Consider the following 18,021-nt stretch of genomic DNA (forward strand, 5'->3'; position numbering starts at 1 on the left):
TTTGTACCGGATCTGTACCGAGATCCTCCGGTGTCCGAGTTTGCCGTTAGCCTGTCGCGACGTACTTGCATTCGGGATGGGGGACGGTCGTTACGCATGGCCAGGGAATTCCAACGCGGCCACAAGGCCAAGATCAGTGACCTCACCGCGGGCACCGATCTGTACGTGGGTGTACAGATCTCCGGTCCCGGGCTGACCTTCGACATCAGCTGCTTCGGTCTCGACGCCGACGAACGGCTCTCGGACGACCGGTACTTCGTCTTCTTCAACCAGCCGAAGTCCCCTGAGGAATCCATTCAGCTGCTGGGCGCGCAGGCGGGCGACACGGAGGCCTTCCGGGTCACCCTCGACAAGATCCCGCCGCAGATCCACAAGCTCTCGTTCACGGCGACGATCGACGGCGCCGGGCAGATGTCGCAGATCGCCCCGGGATACGTCCGTATCGTCGCCGGCGGCGAGGAGGTGGCCCGGTACTCCTTCGACGGCAGCGAGTTCTCCACGGAACGTGCCGTCATGCTGGGCGATCTCTACCTCAAGGACGTGTGGCGGTTCGCCGCAGTCGGGCAGGGCTTCGACGGCGGTCTCGACGCGTTGCTGAAGAACTTCGGTGGAGAGGTCGCCGAGGAGGAGCCCGCGCCCGCCGCCCCGGCGCAGCCCCAGGCACCGGCTTTCGCACCGCCGCCGCAGGCCGCCGCGCCACCGGTGCCTCCCGCCCCGGCCCCGGCACCCAACTTCGGAACTCCCGCACCGGCGGCCCCGTCCGTCCACACGGCACCGACGATCGCCGGGACCACTCCGCCCGCCGGATTCGGTACCCCGCCCGGCGTCCCGCCGCAGACCGCCCCCGCGCCCACGAGCCCGCAGATGTTCACGCCCCCCGGGGCCGGGGCAGCACCCGCCGGTCAGTTCACGCCTCCGGGCGCCCCCGCCGCATTCCCGGGTCAGGCCCAGCCCTTCGGAGGCGCCACGACGCTGGCGCCGGTGCCGCCCGAGGCGAACGTCCGCGTCGTCCTGACGAAGTACGCGGAGGCCCCCGTAGGGGACCGCTGGACGGAGCAGAACCCGCAGCTCGTGCGGGCCACGCTCACCAAGGGCGCCCCGATCCTCGCCAAGCAGGGCAGCATGGTCGCCTACCAGGGCGACATCGACTTCGCCCACAAGGGCTCCGGGCTGCTCGGCAAGCTCACCGGAGCGCTCACCGGCCAGGGCATGTCCCTGATGCGCTGCGCCGGTGACGGCGAGGTGTTCCTCGCCGACGAGGCCAGCCGGGTGTTCGTCATCCGCCTCCAGGGGGAGCAGCTCTACACCAGCGCGCAGGGTGTGCTGGCCTTCGACGAGGCCCTGGACACCGAGGTGCGCCGCATCGAGGGTGCGGGGCTGCCGGGCGGCGGCCTGTTCAGCATGCTCTTCTCGGGGACCGGAGCCGTCGCCGTGAAGACACGCGGCGTGCCGGTAGTCATCCCCGTGGGCCCGGCCACCTACGTCGACGGCAACGCCGTCATCGCCTGGTCCGCCGGTGCGCAGGCCGTCACCACGACCGCGCTCAGGCTGCGCCGTTCCGGGTACTCCCGGCAGACCTCGGAGGCCGTGAACCTCCAGTTCCGCGGCGCCCCCGGCAACTTCGTCGTCGTACAGCCCTTCGAGGTGTGAGGCCCATGGACACCCAGACTCTCAGCGCGCACCGCGCCGCTTCGACCGGCGTCCGCATGAGTGTGCACAGCTCCAAGACGCTCAAGGTCATCATGGCCACCGGACACGATCTGCTGGCCAAGGCCGGCTCGATGATCGCGTACGACGGCTATGTGCAGTTCGACGGGGCGCCGGCCAGCCTGCGCCGTTCGGCGGAGGAGATGGTCAGCGGTGAGGGCGGCAGGCTGATGCTCTGCCGCGGCGACGGCGATCTCTACCTCGCCGACTACGGCGGCGACGTCCTCGTCCTTCACCTGAACGGCGAGGCCCTCTCGGTCAACGGCGCCACGCTGCTGGCCTGCGACGCCTCGCTGGATCTGACCATCGAGCCGGTCAAGGGGCTCGCCAAGCTGTCCGGCTCCGGCCTGACCAACCTCGTCATCCGGGGCACCGGCTGGGTCGCGTTGGTCAGCCGGGGCATTCCCATGGCCCTGGACTGCGCCGAACGGGAGACGTACGTCGACCCGGACGCGCTGATCGCCTGGACGACCGGCCTGGACATGAAGGCGCGCCGCACGGTCAAGGCGAGCGCCCTCATCGGCCGGGGCAGTGGTGAGGCCTTCCAGATCGGCTTCAAGGGCCAGGGCTTCGTGGTCGTCCAGCCGAGCGAGGACACCGGCGACCGATTCAAGATCCGGGGCTGAAGGGAGCACCACGCACATCATGCACAGCACACTCTTCGCACACGTCCCGGTGGAGTCCACCGGCCGCTACACCCTGCAGAACCCGCAACTCCTCAAGACCGACGTCACCCAGGGCAGCAGCGCCGTGCTCGCCCGCCAGGGCGCCATGGTGGCCTTCGAGGGGCAGGTGGAGTTCGACAGCCAGTACCGCAACCGCAGCTGGCGCAACGTCGAGCGGATGACGGGCGAGCGCCTGGAACTCATGCGCTGCAAGGGCAACGGCATCGTGTATCTCGCCAACCTCGCCCAGCACCTGCACATCATGGAGGTCGGCCGCGGCCTGACCGTCGACAGCTCCTACGTCCTCGCCTTCGACGGCTCCCTGGGCGTCGGCATCGTCGCGGTCGACAGTGCCGTGGAGATCGCGTCGGCGGGTGCCTACAACCTGGAACTGACCGGCTCCGGACAGGTCGTCCTCATGACCTCCGGTGAGCCGCTGGTCATGGAGGTGACCCCGGAGAAGAACGTCTGCTGCGACGCGGACGCCGTGGTCGCCTGGTCCACGTCCCTGCGGACCCAGCTCCAGGCCCCCACCTCCACGTCCGCCGTGTGGCGCCGCAAGGGCTCCACCGGCGAGGGCTGGGAGATGCAGTTCTCCGGCACGGGGCACGTCCTCGTACAGCCCAGCGAGCTGCTGCCGCCGCAGCATCTGCGCAACTCGGGGATGCTCGGCCAGTTCGGCATGCGCGGGAACTCCCTCGGGGCCAGCAACGCCTGAGCCTCCGGCACCGCCGCGAGGCAAACGTAAGGGGCGACCGCCATGGCGGTCGCCCCTTACACACGTTCAGAGCCTGGCGCGGGTCGCCACGAGCAGTCGTACGACCGACTCGTCCGCCACGGCCGCCACCTCGTCGTATCCGAACCAGCGCACGTCGAGCGACTCGTCGCTCACCGAGTGCGCCGCGCCGGGCGGGGCCACGACCGCGTACTGGACGTCGAAGTGGCAGTGGCACGGCGGCGGGATCGGATGCCGGTCCAGGCGCACCGGACCGCCCGCAAGCAGCGTCAGCCCCTCGACGCCGGACTCCTCCGTGGCCTCGCGCAGGGCCGCCGCCTCCAGCGAGGCGTCCTGCGGCTCGCAGTGGCCGCCCATCTGGAGCCACTTGCGCAGCTTCTTGTGGAGCGTGAGCAGCACCCGGCGGCGCTCCGGGTCGATCACCAGGGCGCTCGCCGTGATGTGACCGGCCCGGCATGCCTTCCACATCCCGTCCGGGTGTGCCGCGAGGTGGTCCAGGTAGGCCTGGCGCAGCTCTTGCTGGTCCTCGTAGCCCTTCAGCACGAGGACCGCCTCGTCGTACAGGCTCACTCGGTGTCGTCGCCCTTGTCCGCGTCCTTGGAGTCGTCCTTCTTCTTGAGGTCGGGCCTGTCGGCCGCCTCGCCGAGCATCTTGTCCAGCTCGGAGAAGTCCAGCTGCTCGCGGTGCACGAAGCCGTCCGGGTCGTCCAGGTCGGAGGCCGTCGGCAGCATGTCCGGGTGGGCCCACAGGGCGTCCCGGCCGTCGACACCGCGCGCGTCGGTGAGCGAGGCCCACAGACGGGAGGCGTCACGCAGGCGGCGCGGGCGCAGCTCCAGGCCGATCAGCGTGGCGAACGTCTGCTCGGCCGGGCCGCCCGAGGCGCGACGGCGACGCAGGGTCTCGCGCAGCGCGTCCGCGGACGACAGGCGCGGCTTCGCGGCCGCGTGGACCACCGCGTCCACCCAGCCCTCGACGAGCGCCAGGGCCGTCTCCAAGCGGGCAAGGGCGGCCTTCTGCTCGGGCGTGTCCTCCGGCTGGAACATGCCCTGCTGGAGGGCGTCCTGCAGCTGCTCGGGATTCTGCGGGTCGAACTGGCCGACCACGTCCTCCAGCTTGGCGGTGTCGACCTTGATCCCGCGCGCGTAGCCGTCGACCGCGCCGTACAGGTGCGAGCGCAGCCACGGAACGTGCGCGAAGAGGCGCTGGTGGGCGGCTTCCCGCAGGGCGAGATACAGCCGCACCTCCTCCTTCGGCACGCCGAGGTCCTTGCCGAACCCCTCGATGTTCACCGGCAGCAGCGCGGCCTTGCCGGCCGGACCGAGCGGCAGGCCGATGTCGGTGGAACCGAAGACCTCGCCCGCGAGCACACCGACGGCCTGACCGATCTGCGTGCCGAACATGGCGCCGCCCATCGAGCGCATCATGCCGATCAGCGGGCCCGCCATGGCCTGCATCTCCTCCGGCAGGACGTCGCCCATGGCCGCGCCGACGCGCTCGGCGACCGGGTCCACGAGCTCCTTCCACGCGGGCAGGGTCGCCTCGACCCACTCCGCGCGGCTCCACGCCACCGCGGAGCCCGCGCCGGACGGCAGGGACGTCGCGTCGTCGAGCCACAGGTCGGCGAGCCGGACGGCCTCCTCGACCGCGGTGCGCTCGGCCGGGCCGACGCTCGCGTCCTTGGTGCCTTCCGCCGTGCCCTGGGAGACCGTCTGGCGGGCGATCTGTTTGGCCATGTCCCAGTTCACCGGGCCGCCCTCGTAGGAGAGCATCTGGCCCAGCTGCTGGAAGGCGGCGCCCAGGTCGGTGGGGTTCAGCGAACCGAACATGGCGGCGAGCGGATTGTCCGCACCGGGGCCGCCAAAGCCTCCGGCACCGGGCAGCCCGCCGAAACCGAACGGGTTGGCCGGCCCCTGACCACCACCGCTCTCCTGGTCCTTCTTCTTGCCCTCGTCGCCGTCGTCCGGCTCCTCCGGCGGAAGGCCGAATCCGAATGGGGTGTCACTCACGGGATTCCTCGGCTGGTAAGGCCGCCGGTTGTCCGACGGCACGGCTGCCCGATAACACCACCCAGCGTAGACACCATGGGCGCTTCGGGCCTCGGTGCTTCGCCGACTCTCGGCCTGCGGCAGGATGGATGCCACCTGGTACGTACGCGTCACGCGCGTTCGTACTGAAGACAACCGCTGGAGACGCCCGGTGAGTTCCCCAGATCCGCAGGTTCGCGCAGCGCGAAACCACTCAACCACGTCCGGTGTGCGCGGGCCCGTCGTCGCGGTCACCGGTGCCGCGTCCGGCGTCGGCGCGCTGCTCACCGAGCGGCTCGCCGCGTCGGACGAGATCAAGCAGGTCATCGCCATCGACGAGCGGCGCGGCGAGTGCGCGGCGGCACAGTGGCACATCCTCGATGTGCGGGATCCGGCCATCGCGGAGAAGCTGCGAGGCGCCGACGTGGTCGTGCATCTGGCGCTCGACCTCGACCTGGAGACCGACGCCGCCGCCCGTACGGCCTACAACGTACGGGGGACACAGACCGTGCTGACGGCCGCCGCGGCGGCCGGGGTGCACCGGGTCGTGCTCTGCACGTCGGCCATGGTCTACGGGGCCCTGCCGGACAACGAGCTGCCGCTCTCCGAGGACGCGGAACTGCGGGCCACGGCGGAGGCGACCGGGGTCGGGGATCTGCTGGAGATCGAGCGGCTCGGGCGGCGCGCCCCGCGGGCGCACCCGGGGCTCAACGTCACCGTGGTCCGGCCGGCCGTGCTGGTGGGGGAGACGGACACCGCCCTGACCAGGTACTTCGAGTCCCCTCGGCTGCTGGTCGTGGCCGGCTCGCGGCCCGCTTGGCAGTTCTGCCACGTCGAGGATCTGTGCAGTGCCCTGGAGTACGCCGCCCTGGAGAAGGTCGACGGGGAACTCTCGGTCGGGTGCGACGGCTGGCTGGAGCAGGAGGAGGTCGAGGAGCTCAGCGGGATCCGGCGGATGGAGCTGCCGTCCGCCGTCGCTCTGGGAGCGGCGGCCCGGCTGCACCGGATCGGGCTGACGCCGTCCCCTGCGGGGGACCTGGCGTACACGATGTACCCCTGGGTGGTGAGCGGGAGCCGCCTGCACGACGCGGGATGGCGGCCGCAGTGGACCAACGAGGAAGTGCTCGCGGAACTCCTGGAGGAGGTCTCCGGGCGGCACACCGTGGTCGGGCGGCGGCTCGGCCGCAAGGACGCGACGGCGGCGGGGGCCGCGGGGGCGACGGTGGCTCTGCTGGGCGCGGCGGCGGTGGTACGGCGGGCGCGGAAGGCGCGGCGGCGAATTTGAGGCGTGCGGGGAGCGTCCCTCTTGAGGTGCACGGCGTGAGGGCTGGGCGGGCTGGGTCGCGCAGCCCGGCGCTACGGGGTGCCGCCTGCGCCCACCCGTGCCGCCCCAGCGGCACGACTGCCCGCAGTGCGACGGTGTCGGCTGCCCGCAGCTCGGCAGGCGGGAGTTGTACGTCGCCTGTAGGAGACTCCAAACCCGCACGCGTGCGTGCCGGGCGACAACGCTGTTCCCCGTGATTCGCGGCGTGCGGCACGATAGGGGCATGGCACCCACACACGACCACCCCGGCGAGCAGGCCGCGCAGGATCCCATCAAGCTCCTTGCCATCCGGGAGACGCCTCTCTCCCTGGACGAGGTGTTCCGGGCCGTCGGGGACGACGCCGCGGGCGGGACCGCGCTGTTCGTCGGGACCGTGCGCAATCACGACGAGGGTGCCGATGTCGACGAGCTCGGCTACTCGTGCCACCCCAGTGCCGAGGCCGAGATGCGGCGGATCGCCGAGAAGGTCGTCGCCGAGTACCCGGTGCGGGCCCTGGCCGCGGTGCATCGGATCGGGGACCTCGGGGTCGGGGATCTCGCCGTCGTGGTCGCCGTGTCGTGCCCTCACCGGGGCGAGGCCTTCGAGGCCTGCCGGAAGCTGATCGACGACCTCAAGCACGAGGTGCCCATCTGGAAGCACCAGAAGTTCTCCGACGGCACCGAGGAGTGGGTCGGCGCCTGCTGAGCTCTTCACTGTCCGTGACGCACGCTCCGGTTGCGTAACCGCACCCCTGCCGTGAGCGTTGTCAGTGCGGATGGTTAATCTGCTGATCAGTCAGTTGCGGTCACTCATCGGGGTTGGGAGGACGGCATGGCGGCGCTCGCCTGGTTGTTGATTCCGCTTGTGGCAGCGATCGGCGCCGGTCTCTGGGGCAGTTGGGCCGCTCGGACCAGAAAAGCGCGCAGTGACGGCCCCGAACTCGACGGGTACGCGCGTTTCCGTGCCGCCATGGAGAAGTCCCGATCCGGCACGTGACCGGGACGCGGCCCTGACGGTGCGCTGACAGAGGCGTCCCGTACTGTCGTGCCATGCCACGCCGCACCGCGACGATGCTCGCCTCCACCCTGATGCTGATCGCGCTCCTGTGCGCGGGAGTCTTCATCAACGTCCCGTATGCGGAGATGTCACCGGGTCCGACGGTGAACACACTCGGGGACCACGACGGCGAGCCGGTGCTGCAGATCTCGGGGCGGAAGACGTACGCGACGAACGGGCATCTGAACATGACCACCGTCCGGGTCACCAGCGCGGACTACAAGATGAACCTCGTCGAGGCCGTCTACGGATGGCTTGCGCACGACAACAAGGTCGTGCCGCACGACACCCTCTATCCGGACGGCAAGACGGAGGAGCAGTCCACCCAGGAGAACGCCGAGGAGTTCAGCCAGTCCCAGGAGAGCGCCAAGGTCGCCGCCCTGGAGCAACTGGACGTGCCGGTGCAGTCCTGGGTGATCGTCTCGACCGTCGTCAAGGACTCCCCGGCCGAGGGCAAGCTGCACGCCGGTGACGTGATCAAGGCCGTCGACGGCACAGCGGTGAAGAAGCCCGACGACGTCGCGGGACTGGTCACCAAGCACAAGCCCGGACAGGACGTCGTCTTCACCGTCGTGCCCGCCAAGGAACAGGCCGCCGCCGAGAAGGAGAACAGGACGGCGACCGGTACCGAGGACATCACCATCACGACGAAGGCGTCCGACGACGCCGGCGACAAGCGCGCCATCGTCGGGATCTCGGCGGGGACGGACCACACGTTCCCGTTCACCATCGACATCAAGCTCGCGGATGTGGGCGGGCCGAGTGCGGGGCTGATGTTCGCGCTCGGCATCTACGACAAGCTCACCCCGGGCAGTCTCACCGGTGGCAAGTTCGTGGCCGGCACCGGGACGATCGACGACGACGGCAAGGTCGGCCCGATCGGCGGCATCGAGATGAAGACCGTCGGTGCGCGCAGCAAGGGCGCCCAGTACTTCCTCACTCCCGCCGACAACTGCGCGGCCGCCGCGAGTGACACCCCCGACGGGCTCACCCTCGTCAAGGTGAAGACCATCGACGACGCCCTCGCCGCCCTCAAGGACATCCGCTCCGGCGACACCGCCGACCTGCCGAAGTGCACGACCAAGGGCTGACGAGCTCGGTTCCGTACGCGGCTGGGGGAGCCCTTCGCGAAGAAGGGCGCCCCCAGCCGCGTACCGGAAGACCATCGCCGTACCGGAAGGTCTCAGTCCGCGAACGTCGCCGACAGTGCCTCGGCGAGGCCCGGCACCAGGTCACCGCCCGTGAGGACCTCCGTCGGGGAGTCCTTCGCGCGCAGTCGCAGGGCCGAGTCGCGCGCGCCGTCCCGCAGGACCGCGACCGTCATGCGGACCTCCTGACGGTCCGGATGCTCGGCCACCCACTGGGCGAGCTTCTTCTCGCTCAGGCCCTCCGGGACGGACGCCTCCGCCGACGGCGGCAGCATCAGGCGCTCCACCGTGAGCGCGCAGCCGACCACGGCGTCGGGCCAGGCGATCGTGCCGAGGAACTCGTCGAGCGGTTTGCCCGCGGGGATCTCCTCCTGCTCGATGGGGGTGAGGCCGGTGGTCTGCTGCTCCGCGTCGAGGCCGAGCTGGGCCGCGAGGGCAGGTTCCTGGGTTCGCAGCCGGGCTGTGTCTACGAGGGCGAAGAGGCGGGCGGGCTGGTCCCAGCCGAGGCCGGAGGTGTACTCGTCGATCTCGAGAACGGCCCGGGTGAGCGGGCTCGCCGCCATGGGGGTGTTGGACATGGTCACAATCCTCTCTCGTTCAGGGCCGGAATCGGGAACCGAGTAAAGCGTGAGTAAGTTGCATAGGTGAGGGCCTACGATCACGTGGCCCATGGACGGCCCGTGACGACGCGGGTCTGACGGACCAACAGCGAACTTCGAGGTGCGCACCTTGGCTTTCCAGATGCCGGACCGCGGCGGAGGCCCGACGGGGCCACGGATCAGAGTGGGCCGCCCGTCCCGGCGTGTCCGGACCCTGCTCATGACACTGGGCGTGCTTGCCGTACTCGGTATGGCTTTCACCATGTTCGCCGGGTTCTGGACGGACTGGCTCTGGTACCGGTCGGTGAACTACTCGTCCGTGTTCACGACCACCCTGTGGACCAAGATCGGACTCTTCTTCGTCTTCGGTCTGCTGATGGCGCTGGCGGTCGGCCTCAACATCTGGCTGGCCCACCGGTTGCGCCCGCCGCTGAGCGCCATGTCGATGGAGCAGCAGAGCCTGGACCGCTACCGGATGGGCATCGCGCCGTACAAGAGGTGGCTGCTCCTCGGAATCACCGCCCTGGTGGGCCTCATCGCCGGTGCCTCGGCATCCAGCCAGTGGCGGACCTGGCTGATGTGGGTCAACGGCGTGCCCTTCAACCAGAAGGACCCGCAGTTCCACCTCGACGTCTCCTTCTACGCCTTCGACCTGCCCTGGTACCGGTTCCTGCTCGGCTTCGGCTTCGCCGCCGCGATCCTCTCCGTGATCGCCGCCGCGCTCACCCACTACCTGTACGGCGGGCTCAGGGTCACCTCCCCGGGCGCGCGGGCCACGGCCGCCGCGACCGGACACCTGTCGGTGCTGCTGGGCATCTTCGTCGCCCTGAAGGCCGTCGCGTACTGGCTCGACCGGTACGGGCTGGCCGTGAAGTCCAGCGACTTCAAGGCCACCGACGCCTGGACCGGCCTCAGGTACGTCGACGCGAACGCCTATCTGCCGGCCAAGACGATCCTGTTCTGCATCGCCGTCATCTGCGCCGTGCTGTTCTTCGCCACCCTGTGGCGGCGCACCTGGCAGCTGCCCGTCATCGGCTTCGGTCTGATGGTGCTCTCGGCGATCCTCATCGGCGGCCTGTACCCGGCGATCGTCCAGAAGTTCCAGGTCCAGCCCAACGAGCAGGCCAAGGAAGCGCCGTACGTCGCGAAGAACCTCAAGGCGACGCGTGACGCGTACGGCATCGACGACACCAAGGTCACCGAGTACGCGGGCAAGTCCACCACCACGGACAAGACCAAGCTGCGCGACGACGTCGACGGCACGGCCAGCATCCGCGTCATGGACCCGAACGTCGTCTCGCCGACGTTCCAGCAGCTCCAGCAGATGCGCAACTACTACGCGTTCCCGACCAACCTGGACGTCGACCGTTACAGCAAGGACGGCAAGGACCAGGACACGGTCATCGGTCTGCGTGAGCTGAACCTCAACGGCATTCCGAAGAACAACTGGATCAACGACCACTTCCGTTACACCCATGGGTACGGCGTGGTCGCCGCCAAGGGCACCACGGCCGACGCGGAGGGCCGCCCGGTCTTCACCGAGTCCGACCTGCCGTCCCAGGGCGACCTGGGGACGTACCAGCAGCGGATCTACTACGGCGAGAAGACCACCACGTACTCGATCGTCGGCGGTCCCCAGAAGGAGATCGACTACTCCGACGACAGCGGGGAGAAGACCTTCAGCTACACGGCTGACAGCGGGGTCAACCTCTCCAACCCGGTCAACAGGGCCGCGTACGCGGTGGCGTTCAGCGAGCCGCAGATCATGTACTCCGGCGCGATCGGCGAGGGGTCGCGGATCCTGTACAACCGCACGCCCAAGCAGCGCGTCGAGGCGGTGGCCCCGTGGCTGACCATCGACGGCGACGCCTACCCGGCGGTCGTGGACGGCAAGATCCAGTGGATCGTCGACGCGTACACGACGACGAACGGCTACCCGTACTCCTCGCGTACGACCCTTGGTGACACCACGGCCGACTCGCTGACCGCGACGAACAACTCGCGTGCGGTGGTGGCCCAGCAGAACCAGGTCAACTACATCCGCAACTCGGTGAAGGCGACCGTCGACGCGTACACCGGCCAGGTCAAGCTCTACCAGTGGGACACCCAGGACCCGGTCCTGAAGACCTGGATGAAGGCCTTCCCGGGCACGGTGAAGGCCAAGGGCGACATCTCCGCGTCGCTGATGGCCCATCTCCGTTACCCGCAGGACCTGTTCAAGGTCCAGCGCGAACTGCTCAGCCGCTACCACGTCGAGGACGCGGACACCTTCCTCAGCGGCAGCGAGGTGTGGCAGGTGCCGGACGACCCGACGAACAAGTCGGGTGACGCGGTACCGCCGTACTACCTGAGCATGAGGATGCCCGACCAGTCGGCGCAGGCGTTCTCGCTGACGACCACCTTCACGCCCAACGGGCGGGACAACCTCAGTGCGTTCATGGCGGTCGACGCGGAGGCGGGCACGCCCGACTACGGCAAGATCAGAATCTTGAAACTGCCGACCAGTACGACCGTCAACGGGCCCAAACAGGTGCAGAGCCAGTTCAACTCCGAACAGGACATCGCCGAGTCCATCAGACTTCTGCAGGGCGGCGACTCCGAGGTGGAGTACGGCAACCTGCTGACGGTGCCACTCGACGGAGGACTGCTGTACGTGGAGCCGGTCTACGTACGTGGTGGTGGACTCAAGTACCCGCTGCTGCGGAAGGTGTTGGTGTCCTACGGAGGCAACACCGCCTTCGAGGACACCCTCGACGAAGCCCTCAACAAGGTCTTCGGAGCGCAGGGTCCGACCACCGAGCCACCGGACGAAGGCGAGAACGACGGCGGTACGACGACACCACCGCCGACGTCCGGCAACCCCACGGTCCAGGCCGCGTTGGACGACGCCCAGAAGGCCTTCGACGCCGGCCAGGAAGCCCTGAAGAAGGGTGACTGGGAGGCGTACGGCCGGGCCCAGAAGGACCTGGAGGACGCACTGCAGCGGGCCGAGGACGCGCAGGCCGCGGCCGACAAGACCGGTGGTGGCGGGACCAGCAGCCCCCGTCCCAGCGGTAGTCCGAGCCCGAGCGGCAGCCCCGACAGCGGCTGATCAAAAGCCCACCCCGCGCCGTGATACGGTTGCAGAACAACGGCGCGGGGTGGAGCAGCTCGGTAGCTCGCTGGGCTCATAACCCAGAGGTCGCAGGTTCAAATCCTGTCCCCGCTACCAATGGCCGACGACGAGAGTCGTAGGCCGACGAAGGCCCGGATCCTGAAAAGGATCCGGGCCTTCGTGATGTGCGAACGCATGTGCCGACATGGGGGACGGTCGTGCCGCCGTGGGGAGTTGGACGATCTGTGTTTGACTTGTCTCTCTGTGGGCATGTCGACAAAACGCTGAAGTGACCTCACTGGCTGCGGTATACCAGGTGTACCCAGGTTGCAGGTGGTGCGACGATGGACGTTATGGGGGACAAGGCAACTCTGTTCGAGACAGGGCGTTTTGTGCAACCTTCCGGGCGGGACGAGGCCGGGGAGGCGGTCGAGGGTGTCGCCGAGGACGCGGCCGAAGAGATCCGCCGACGGATCGCCGCCGAGACCGGTGACGTCGAGGCGATGAGCGTCCTCGGGGCCATGCTGCTGCGCCGCGGTGATCTCGACGGAGCCGAGCCCCATCTGCGTGCCGCCACCGCGGCCGGTGACCGGGCCGCCGCCAACAATCTGGGAGTCCTCCTCCACCAGCGCGGATATGCCGACGACGCCGCCGGATGGTGGCGGATCGCCGCCGTCGCCGGGTCCGCCGCGGCCGCGCACGCGCTGGGCCGGCACCACCGGGAGCGGGGCGACGAGCCGGCCGCGGAGTACTGGCTGCGGCAGTCCGCCGAACAGGGGCACGCGCTGGGAGCGTACGCCCTCGCCGACCTGCTGGAGCATCGCGGGGACGCCGGGGCCGCGCTGTGGATGCGGTCCGCTGCCGAACGGGGGCATCGGGAGGCCGCGTACCGGCTGGCCCGCGCGCTTGATCGCAAGGCGATGGGCGAGGGGGACGCCGGGGTTGACGACGGGGTCTCCGGTGCCTCCCGTGCCTCCGGTGCTTCTGCGACGGAAGAGGCCGAGCAGTGGTACCGGCAGGCCGCCGCGCGCGGGCACCGGCGGGCCGCGCTGCACCTCGGGGCGATCTTGGAGAGGCGCGGTGAGCTCAAGGAGGCCGGGCGCTGGTATCTGACCTCGGCCAAGGACGGCGAGGCGCGGGCCGCCTGCGCGCTCGGGTTCCTGCTGCGGGACGCCGGGGACACCGAGAGCGCCGCCGTGTGGTGGCTGCGGGCCGCGCAGGACGGCGACGGCAACGCGGCCAACGCGCTGGGCGCGCTGCACGCCGAGCGCGGTGAGCCGCAGACCGCCGAGCGGTGGTACCGGGCGGCGATGGACGCCGGCGACGACAACGGGGCGTACAACCTCGCGCTGCTCTGCGTAGAGCAGGGACGGACCGCGCAGGCCGAGCAGTGGTACCGGCGGGCCGCGTATGCCGGGCACCGCGAGGCGGCGAACGCGCTGGCGATCCTGCTGCTGCAGGGCGGGGACGCGACGGGTGCGGAGCCGTGGTTCTCCAAGGCCGCGGAGGCCGGGAGCGTCGATGCCGCGTTCAACCTGGGGATTCTGTTCGCCGGGCGGGGCGAGGACGCTGTCGCGCTGCGGTGGTACGAGCGGGCGGCGGGCGCCGGGCACACAGAGGCGGCACTTCAGGTCGGGATCGCGCGGCTGCGGGACGGGGACGACCGGGAGGCGGAGCGGTACCTGCGGTGTGCGGCGGGCGGTGGCAGTGCCGAGGCGGCGTACCGGCTGGCCACCGTGCTGGACGCGCGTCGGCCGCCGGTGCCTTCCCATGAGCTCGGCGAGACGGTGCACGAGAAGAGCGAGTGCGAGGAGTGGTACGAGCGGGCGGCTTCGCTCGGGCATCGGCGGGCGCAGGTGCGGGTCGGGATGCTGGCCGCGGCTCGGGGGGACGTGGTGGACGCCGCGCGGTGGTACCGGGAGGCCGCCGAGGCCGGGTCTCGGAATGGCGCGTTCAATCTGGGGCTGCTGCTGGCTCGGGAGGGGAGCGAGCCGGAGGCCGCGGTGTGGTGGACCCGGGCGGCTGATGCGGGGCATGGGCGGGCGGCGTTGCGGCTGGCCCTCGTCTACGCGCGTCGGGGGGAGCTGGCGGAAGGGCAGCGGTGGGCTGACCGGGCGGTGGTGCTGGGTCCCGCGGAGGTTTCGGAGCGGGCGGCTCGGTTGCGGGACGCGTTGCGGCAGGAACTGTCGGCGTGACGCTGCGCTGAGCTGGGGCGGGGCTATGGGTTGGCGCCGGGTTGTTCTCGCCCCCGCCGCCCCTACCCGTCCCATCCCAAGGGGCTCCGCCCCTTCGACCCCGGCGGGGACTGCGTCCCCTGCACCCCTCACGGGGCTGCACCCCTCACGGGGGCTGCACCCCTCACGGGGCTGCACCCCTTTGCCCCGCGGGGACTGCGTCCCCTGCACCCCTGCCCCCGCGCCCCGCCGGGGCTCCGCCCCTTCGACCCGGCCAGGGGCTGCGCCCCCGTCCCCCGCCGGGGCTCCGCCCCTTCGACCCGGCCAGGGGCTGCGCCCCCGTCCCCCGCCGGGGCTCCGCCCCAAGCCCCGCAGGGACTGCGTCTCCTGCACCACTGGCGGGGCTCCGCCCCAGACCCGCCTCCGCCCCAAGGGCCTCGTCGGCGAAGGTCGGGCGGGCTGCTGGGGTTGGTCCTGGTGGTGGTGACCTGCGGGGATGGGTGTGGGTTATCGATTTGCCTCTGTTGGCCTTCTTGACGTAGTGTTCCATTCATCGACGCGGGGTGGAGCAGCTCGGTAGCTCGCTGGGCTCATAACCCAGAGGTCGCAGGTTCAAATCCTGTCCCCGCTACTGAAGGCCGAGGGCCGGAATCCAGAAATGGATTCCGGCCCTCGGTTTTTGTCGGGAGCGGTTTCAGGGGCGGTGGCCCACCGCCTCCTCGTACAGGGTTCTGGTCACCGTTCTCGACTCCGGTAGGGGGTCGTCGCCCTCGGTCACGCCCTGGGCGCGGTACGCGGACTGGAGGCGGTCCGTGGTGCCGGTGCGGATTTCCCAGTCCATGCGGAGGGACGGGGTGGACTCGAGGATCGCCTCATCGGCCTTCAGGAGCTCGGCCAGGTAGGAGACGAAGGCCGCGTCCCGCTTGTAGTCGGACGCGAAGTACGTGTTGATCGTGCGGATGTAGGCCCGCAGCAGGGCCACCCCCGCGTCCACGTCGTCGTTCAGCAGGCTCGGGCCGTACAGCATGCCGCCGAGGGGCTCGCCCTGCGGTTGGCCGCCGAGGAAGGCGTATCCGGGCTCGCCGTCGACCTTGCGCCAGACCGGGTCGAGGAGCCAGGCCGAGTCGACGCCTCCGTTCTGCAGGGCGGTGAGGACGTCCGCCGAGCCCAGCTGGGCGTACTGGATCCTGTCGAGGCCACCGCCGTGCTGCTCCAGCGCCTTCTCCATGGGGTACGCGATCACGGAGCCCTTGCCGATCATCGTGCCCAGCTTGCGACCGGCCATGGCCACCCGATCCGCGCTCTCGCCCTTCTTCAGCCGCACCCACAGGCCGCTCTTCGACTCGGGGTCGGGTGAGAAGTTGCCCGCGACCCACCTGATGTCGAAGCCGCCCCGGACGCCGTTCATGACGGCCGCCTCCGGGGCCGCCCACTGCGCGTCGATGTCCCCCTTGGCCAGGAGGGGGAGCGCGTCCGGCGTGGGCAGTACCTTCAGGGTGACGTCCAGGCCCTCCTTCTTGAACTCGCCCTTGTCGACGGCCACTTGGAGGGGCGCCACGTACTCGGCGCTCAGCGTTCCCGTCGCGATCGTCAGCTTGCGGGTCTTGGCGAGGGGCCGCGGGGGAGGGGCGCCAGGTTGGCAGCGGGCCGGCAGGCGGTTCGGGGAGAGGTCGGCCGGGTCGGTCCAGGATGTGTCGCCGCAGCCCTCCACCGGGCGGATCGTGCGGTCGCCCACGTCCGCCTTCGGTTCGGAGTCCGACTCGTACGGCGACGAGCAGCCCGCCGACGCCAGCAACGCGGCGGTGAGGACCACGACAGGGTAGGCACGTGCACGTCCCCTCATGACTGCCCCCGTCCGCGGTCCCGGGGTGCCCACGGAGTGAGCAGCCGCCCCACGATCCGTACCAGTTCGGAGAAGACGACGCCCAGTACGGCCACACAGACGATGCCGACGAACATCACGTCGTTCTGGAAGAGGGCGCGCGAGTCGAAGATCAGGTGGCCCAGACCGTTCGTGGCGGCGATCTGTTCCGAGGCGACGATCACCAGGACCGCCACGCCCGCCGCTATCCGCGCGCCCACCAGGACGGACGGCAACGAGGCCGGCAGCAGTACGTGGCGGAACATCTGCCACGGGGAGGCGCCGAAGACCCGGCCCGCGTCGCGGTGGCCGGTGGGGACGGCGATCACCGCCGACATGGTCGAGATCCATACGAAGAAGAAGACCGTCGCCGCCACCAGGGCCACCTGAGGGCCCTCGCCGAGGCCGAACATGTTCAGGAAGACCGGGAGCAGGGCCAGTTTGGGGACGACGTACAGGGCGTCCAGCAGGGGTTCGAGGGCGGCTCGGACGAGGGAGAGGGAGCCCATCAGGAGGCCCAGTGCGTAGCCCGCCGCGGTGCCGAGCGCGTAGCCGGCCAGGACGCGCTTCAGCGTCGCCCACACGTCCGGCCACAGTTCTCCGGCGACCGCGCGGTCCCAGCCGACGGCGAGGATCGTGGACGGGGCCGGGTAGACGCGGTCGTCGATCCAGGCCTGGGTGGCGGCCAGTTGCCACAGAAGGATCAGCATCAGCGGCACGGCCACGGCGAGCGACAGCTCCAGGGCACGCCTGCGGCGGTGGGTGCGTGCGGGGTGGAGTTCCCGGGGGCCGGGGCGGCGGACGAGGACCGAGGTCCGCTCAGGGGTGATCGTCGTCATGCCGGCAGCGCCTCCTTCCGCAGGAGGTCCCACAGATCGCTCTTGAGGGAGGTGAACTCGGGCGTGGAGCGGATGTCGCCGGTGCGTGGCCGCGGGAACGGCGGGCGGTGTTCGGCGATGATCCGGCCCGGGCGGGCGGACATCACCAGGACGCGGTCGCCGAGGACGATCGCCTCCTCCAGGCTGTGCGTGATGAAGAGGGTGGTGGTGCGGGTGGTTTGGGTCAGCTCCAGCAGCTCCTCCTGGAGGATCATGCGGAGTTGGGCATCGAGGGCGGCGAACGGCTCATCCATGAGGAGGAGTTCGGGCTCGACAGCGAGCGCGCGGGCGATCGCCACGCGCTGGCGCATTCCGCCGGAGAGGGTCGCCGGGTAGGCGTGCGCGAAGTCGGCGAGGCCCATGCGGGTCAGCCACTCCTCGGCGCGGGCGTTCGCCTCGTGGCGGGGGACGCGCTGGATGTCCAGGCCGAAGCGGACGTTCGCGCGGACCGTCTTCCAGTCGTAGATGCCGTAGTCCTGGAAGATCATGGCGGCCGGGCGGGGACTGGACGTGCGGATCTCCAGGCGGCCCGTGCTCGGGCGGAGCAGGCCCGCCGCGATGCGCAGGAGCGTGGACTTGCCGCAGCCCGACGGGCCCACGAGGCAGACGAACTCGCCGGGGGCGACGGTGAGATCGACGGGGCCGAGGGCGTCGACGGCATGTGGTGCGCGGCCGAAGGTGCGGGTCAGTTCGGTGGCGTGGAGTTTTGGGTGCGGATCTCCCACGGTTGCTCCTTGCGGAGTTCGGTACGGGGTCGGGGTCCGTCCGCACGACG

General features: G+C 70.3%; 15 protein-coding genes and 2 tRNA genes. 11 read left to right on the forward strand and 6 right to left on the reverse strand.

Features of this window, described 5'->3' with window-relative positions:
• The first annotated feature begins 96 nt into the window (after positions 1-96).
• Genes ACFWWR_RS22765 through ACFWWR_RS22775 form a run of 3 tightly spaced genes read left to right on the forward strand, consistent with a single transcriptional unit; the run spans position 97 to position 3,090 of the window.
• The gene (locus ACFWWR_RS22765) at positions 97-1,650 is read left to right on the forward strand and encodes a TerD family protein (RefSeq protein ID WP_384305013.1); all 1,554 of its coding nucleotides are present in this window, start codon (positions 97-99) and stop codon (positions 1,648-1,650) included.
• A gap of 5 nt (positions 1,651-1,655) precedes the next feature.
• Complete coding sequence (locus tag ACFWWR_RS22770; protein ID WP_383858404.1) at positions 1,656-2,333, forward strand: AIM24 family protein; 678 nt, start codon at positions 1,656-1,658, stop codon at positions 2,331-2,333.
• Positions 2,334-2,352: 19 nt separating this feature from the next.
• On the forward strand, positions 2,353-3,090 hold the full coding sequence (locus ACFWWR_RS22775; protein ID WP_383858406.1) for an AIM24 family protein: 738 nt from the start codon (positions 2,353-2,355) through the stop codon (positions 3,088-3,090).
• 66 nt (positions 3,091-3,156) lie between these two features.
• On the opposite strand, the gene ACFWWR_RS22780 is transcribed toward ACFWWR_RS22775, so the two are convergent.
• Both ACFWWR_RS22780 and ACFWWR_RS22785 read right to left on the reverse strand, forming a co-directional pair.
• Positions 3,157-3,678, reverse strand: a complete 522-nt coding sequence (locus tag ACFWWR_RS22780; RefSeq protein ID WP_383858409.1) for an NUDIX hydrolase — start codon at positions 3,676-3,678, stop codon at positions 3,157-3,159.
• Complete coding sequence (locus ACFWWR_RS22785; protein WP_383858412.1) at positions 3,675-5,114, reverse strand: zinc-dependent metalloprotease; 1,440 nt, start codon at positions 5,112-5,114, stop codon at positions 3,675-3,677. Before ACFWWR_RS22785 ends, ACFWWR_RS22780 begins: the two co-directional genes overlap by 4 nt.
• Positions 5,115-5,304: 190 nt before the next feature.
• Between ACFWWR_RS22785 and ACFWWR_RS22790 the strand changes: the two genes are divergently transcribed.
• The 4 genes from ACFWWR_RS22790 to ACFWWR_RS22805 all read left to right on the forward strand — a co-directional run bounded on the left by ACFWWR_RS22790 (position 5,305) and on the right by ACFWWR_RS22805 (position 8,583).
• On the forward strand, positions 5,305-6,417 hold the full coding sequence (locus tag ACFWWR_RS22790) for an SDR family oxidoreductase (RefSeq protein WP_383858415.1): 1,113 nt from the start codon (positions 5,305-5,307) through the stop codon (positions 6,415-6,417).
• 262 nt (positions 6,418-6,679) lie between these two features.
• On the forward strand, positions 6,680-7,141 hold the full coding sequence (locus ACFWWR_RS22795; RefSeq protein ID WP_383858418.1) for a molybdenum cofactor biosynthesis protein MoaE: 462 nt from the start codon (positions 6,680-6,682) through the stop codon (positions 7,139-7,141).
• 126 nt (positions 7,142-7,267) lie between these two features.
• Complete coding sequence (locus ACFWWR_RS22800) at positions 7,268-7,432, forward strand: hypothetical protein (protein ID WP_383858421.1); 165 nt, start codon at positions 7,268-7,270, stop codon at positions 7,430-7,432.
• 53 nt (positions 7,433-7,485) lie between these two features.
• On the forward strand, positions 7,486-8,583 hold the full coding sequence (locus ACFWWR_RS22805) for a PDZ domain-containing protein (protein ID WP_384305016.1): 1,098 nt from the start codon (positions 7,486-7,488) through the stop codon (positions 8,581-8,583).
• 92 nt (positions 8,584-8,675) lie between these two features.
• Here the strand turns inward: ACFWWR_RS22805 and ACFWWR_RS22810 are convergent, their stop codons facing one another.
• On the reverse strand, positions 8,676-9,218 hold the full coding sequence (locus ACFWWR_RS22810) for a PPA1309 family protein (protein WP_383858426.1): 543 nt from the start codon (positions 9,216-9,218) through the stop codon (positions 8,676-8,678).
• Positions 9,219-9,381: 163 nt separating this feature from the next.
• On the opposite strand from ACFWWR_RS22810, the gene ACFWWR_RS22815 reads away from it, so the two are divergent.
• The 4 genes from ACFWWR_RS22815 to ACFWWR_RS22830 all read left to right on the forward strand — a co-directional run bounded on the left by ACFWWR_RS22815 (position 9,382) and on the right by ACFWWR_RS22830 (position 15,138).
• On the forward strand, positions 9,382-12,330 hold the full coding sequence (locus tag ACFWWR_RS22815) for a UPF0182 family protein (protein WP_383858463.1): 2,949 nt from the start codon (positions 9,382-9,384) through the stop codon (positions 12,328-12,330).
• Positions 12,331-12,373: 43 nt separating this feature from the next.
• Positions 12,374-12,450, forward strand: a tRNA-Met gene (locus tag ACFWWR_RS22820).
• Positions 12,451-12,677: 227 nt separating this feature from the next.
• Entirely contained in the window at positions 12,678-14,528 is a 1,851-nt protein-coding gene (locus ACFWWR_RS22825) for a sel1 repeat family protein (protein ID WP_384305018.1), read from the forward strand.
• 536 nt (positions 14,529-15,064) lie between these two features.
• Positions 15,065-15,138 (forward strand) — tRNA-Met (locus ACFWWR_RS22830).
• Between the two features lie 63 nt (positions 15,139-15,201).
• On the opposite strand, the gene ACFWWR_RS22835 is transcribed toward ACFWWR_RS22830, so the two are convergent.
• The 3 genes from ACFWWR_RS22835 to ACFWWR_RS22845 are packed head-to-tail and all read right to left on the reverse strand — an operon-like array spanning position 15,202 to position 17,971.
• Complete coding sequence (locus ACFWWR_RS22835; RefSeq protein WP_384305021.1) at positions 15,202-16,350, reverse strand: ABC transporter substrate-binding protein; 1,149 nt, start codon at positions 16,348-16,350, stop codon at positions 15,202-15,204.
• Positions 16,347-17,207, reverse strand: coding sequence for an ABC transporter permease (locus ACFWWR_RS22840; protein WP_384305023.1), 861 nt, complete (start codon positions 17,205-17,207; stop codon positions 16,347-16,349). The genes ACFWWR_RS22835 and ACFWWR_RS22840 overlap by 4 nt, the downstream gene beginning before the upstream one ends.
• A complete protein-coding gene (locus ACFWWR_RS22845) occupies positions 17,204-17,971 on the reverse strand; it encodes an ABC transporter ATP-binding protein (protein ID WP_383872471.1) in 768 nt (255 codons plus the stop codon). The genes ACFWWR_RS22840 and ACFWWR_RS22845 overlap by 4 nt, the downstream gene beginning before the upstream one ends.
• Positions 17,972-18,021 lie beyond the last annotated feature (50 nt).

This window comes from Streptomyces sp. NPDC058678, from assembly GCF_042714835.1.
Taxonomy (GTDB): domain Bacteria; phylum Actinomycetota; class Actinomycetes; order Streptomycetales; family Streptomycetaceae; genus Streptomyces.

Coding starts and splice junctions, on each gene's coding strand:
- ACFWWR_RS22765 (WP_384305013.1), top strand. CDS start 97: ATGGCCAGGGAATTCCAACGCGGCCACAAGGCCAAGATCAGTGACCTC.
- ACFWWR_RS22770 (WP_383858404.1), top strand. CDS start 1,656: ATGGACACCCAGACTCTCAGCGCGCACCGCGCCGCTTCGACCGGCGTC.
- ACFWWR_RS22775 (WP_383858406.1), top strand. CDS start 2,353: ATGCACAGCACACTCTTCGCACACGTCCCGGTGGAGTCCACCGGCCGC.
- ACFWWR_RS22795 (WP_383858418.1), top strand. CDS start 6,680: ATGGCACCCACACACGACCACCCCGGCGAGCAGGCCGCGCAGGATCCC.
- ACFWWR_RS22800 (WP_383858421.1), top strand. CDS start 7,268: ATGGCGGCGCTCGCCTGGTTGTTGATTCCGCTTGTGGCAGCGATCGGC.
- ACFWWR_RS22805 (WP_384305016.1), top strand. CDS start 7,486: ATGCCACGCCGCACCGCGACGATGCTCGCCTCCACCCTGATGCTGATC.
- ACFWWR_RS22810 (WP_383858426.1), bottom strand. CDS start 9,218: ATGTCCAACACCCCCATGGCGGCGAGCCCGCTCACCCGGGCCGTTCTC.
- ACFWWR_RS22815 (WP_383858463.1), top strand. CDS start 9,382: ATGCCGGACCGCGGCGGAGGCCCGACGGGGCCACGGATCAGAGTGGGC.
- ACFWWR_RS22825 (WP_384305018.1), top strand. CDS start 12,678: ATGGACGTTATGGGGGACAAGGCAACTCTGTTCGAGACAGGGCGTTTT.
- ACFWWR_RS22835 (WP_384305021.1), bottom strand. CDS start 16,350: ATGAGGGGACGTGCACGTGCCTACCCTGTCGTGGTCCTCACCGCCGCG.
- ACFWWR_RS22840 (WP_384305023.1), bottom strand. CDS start 17,207: ATGACGACGATCACCCCTGAGCGGACCTCGGTCCTCGTCCGCCGCCCC.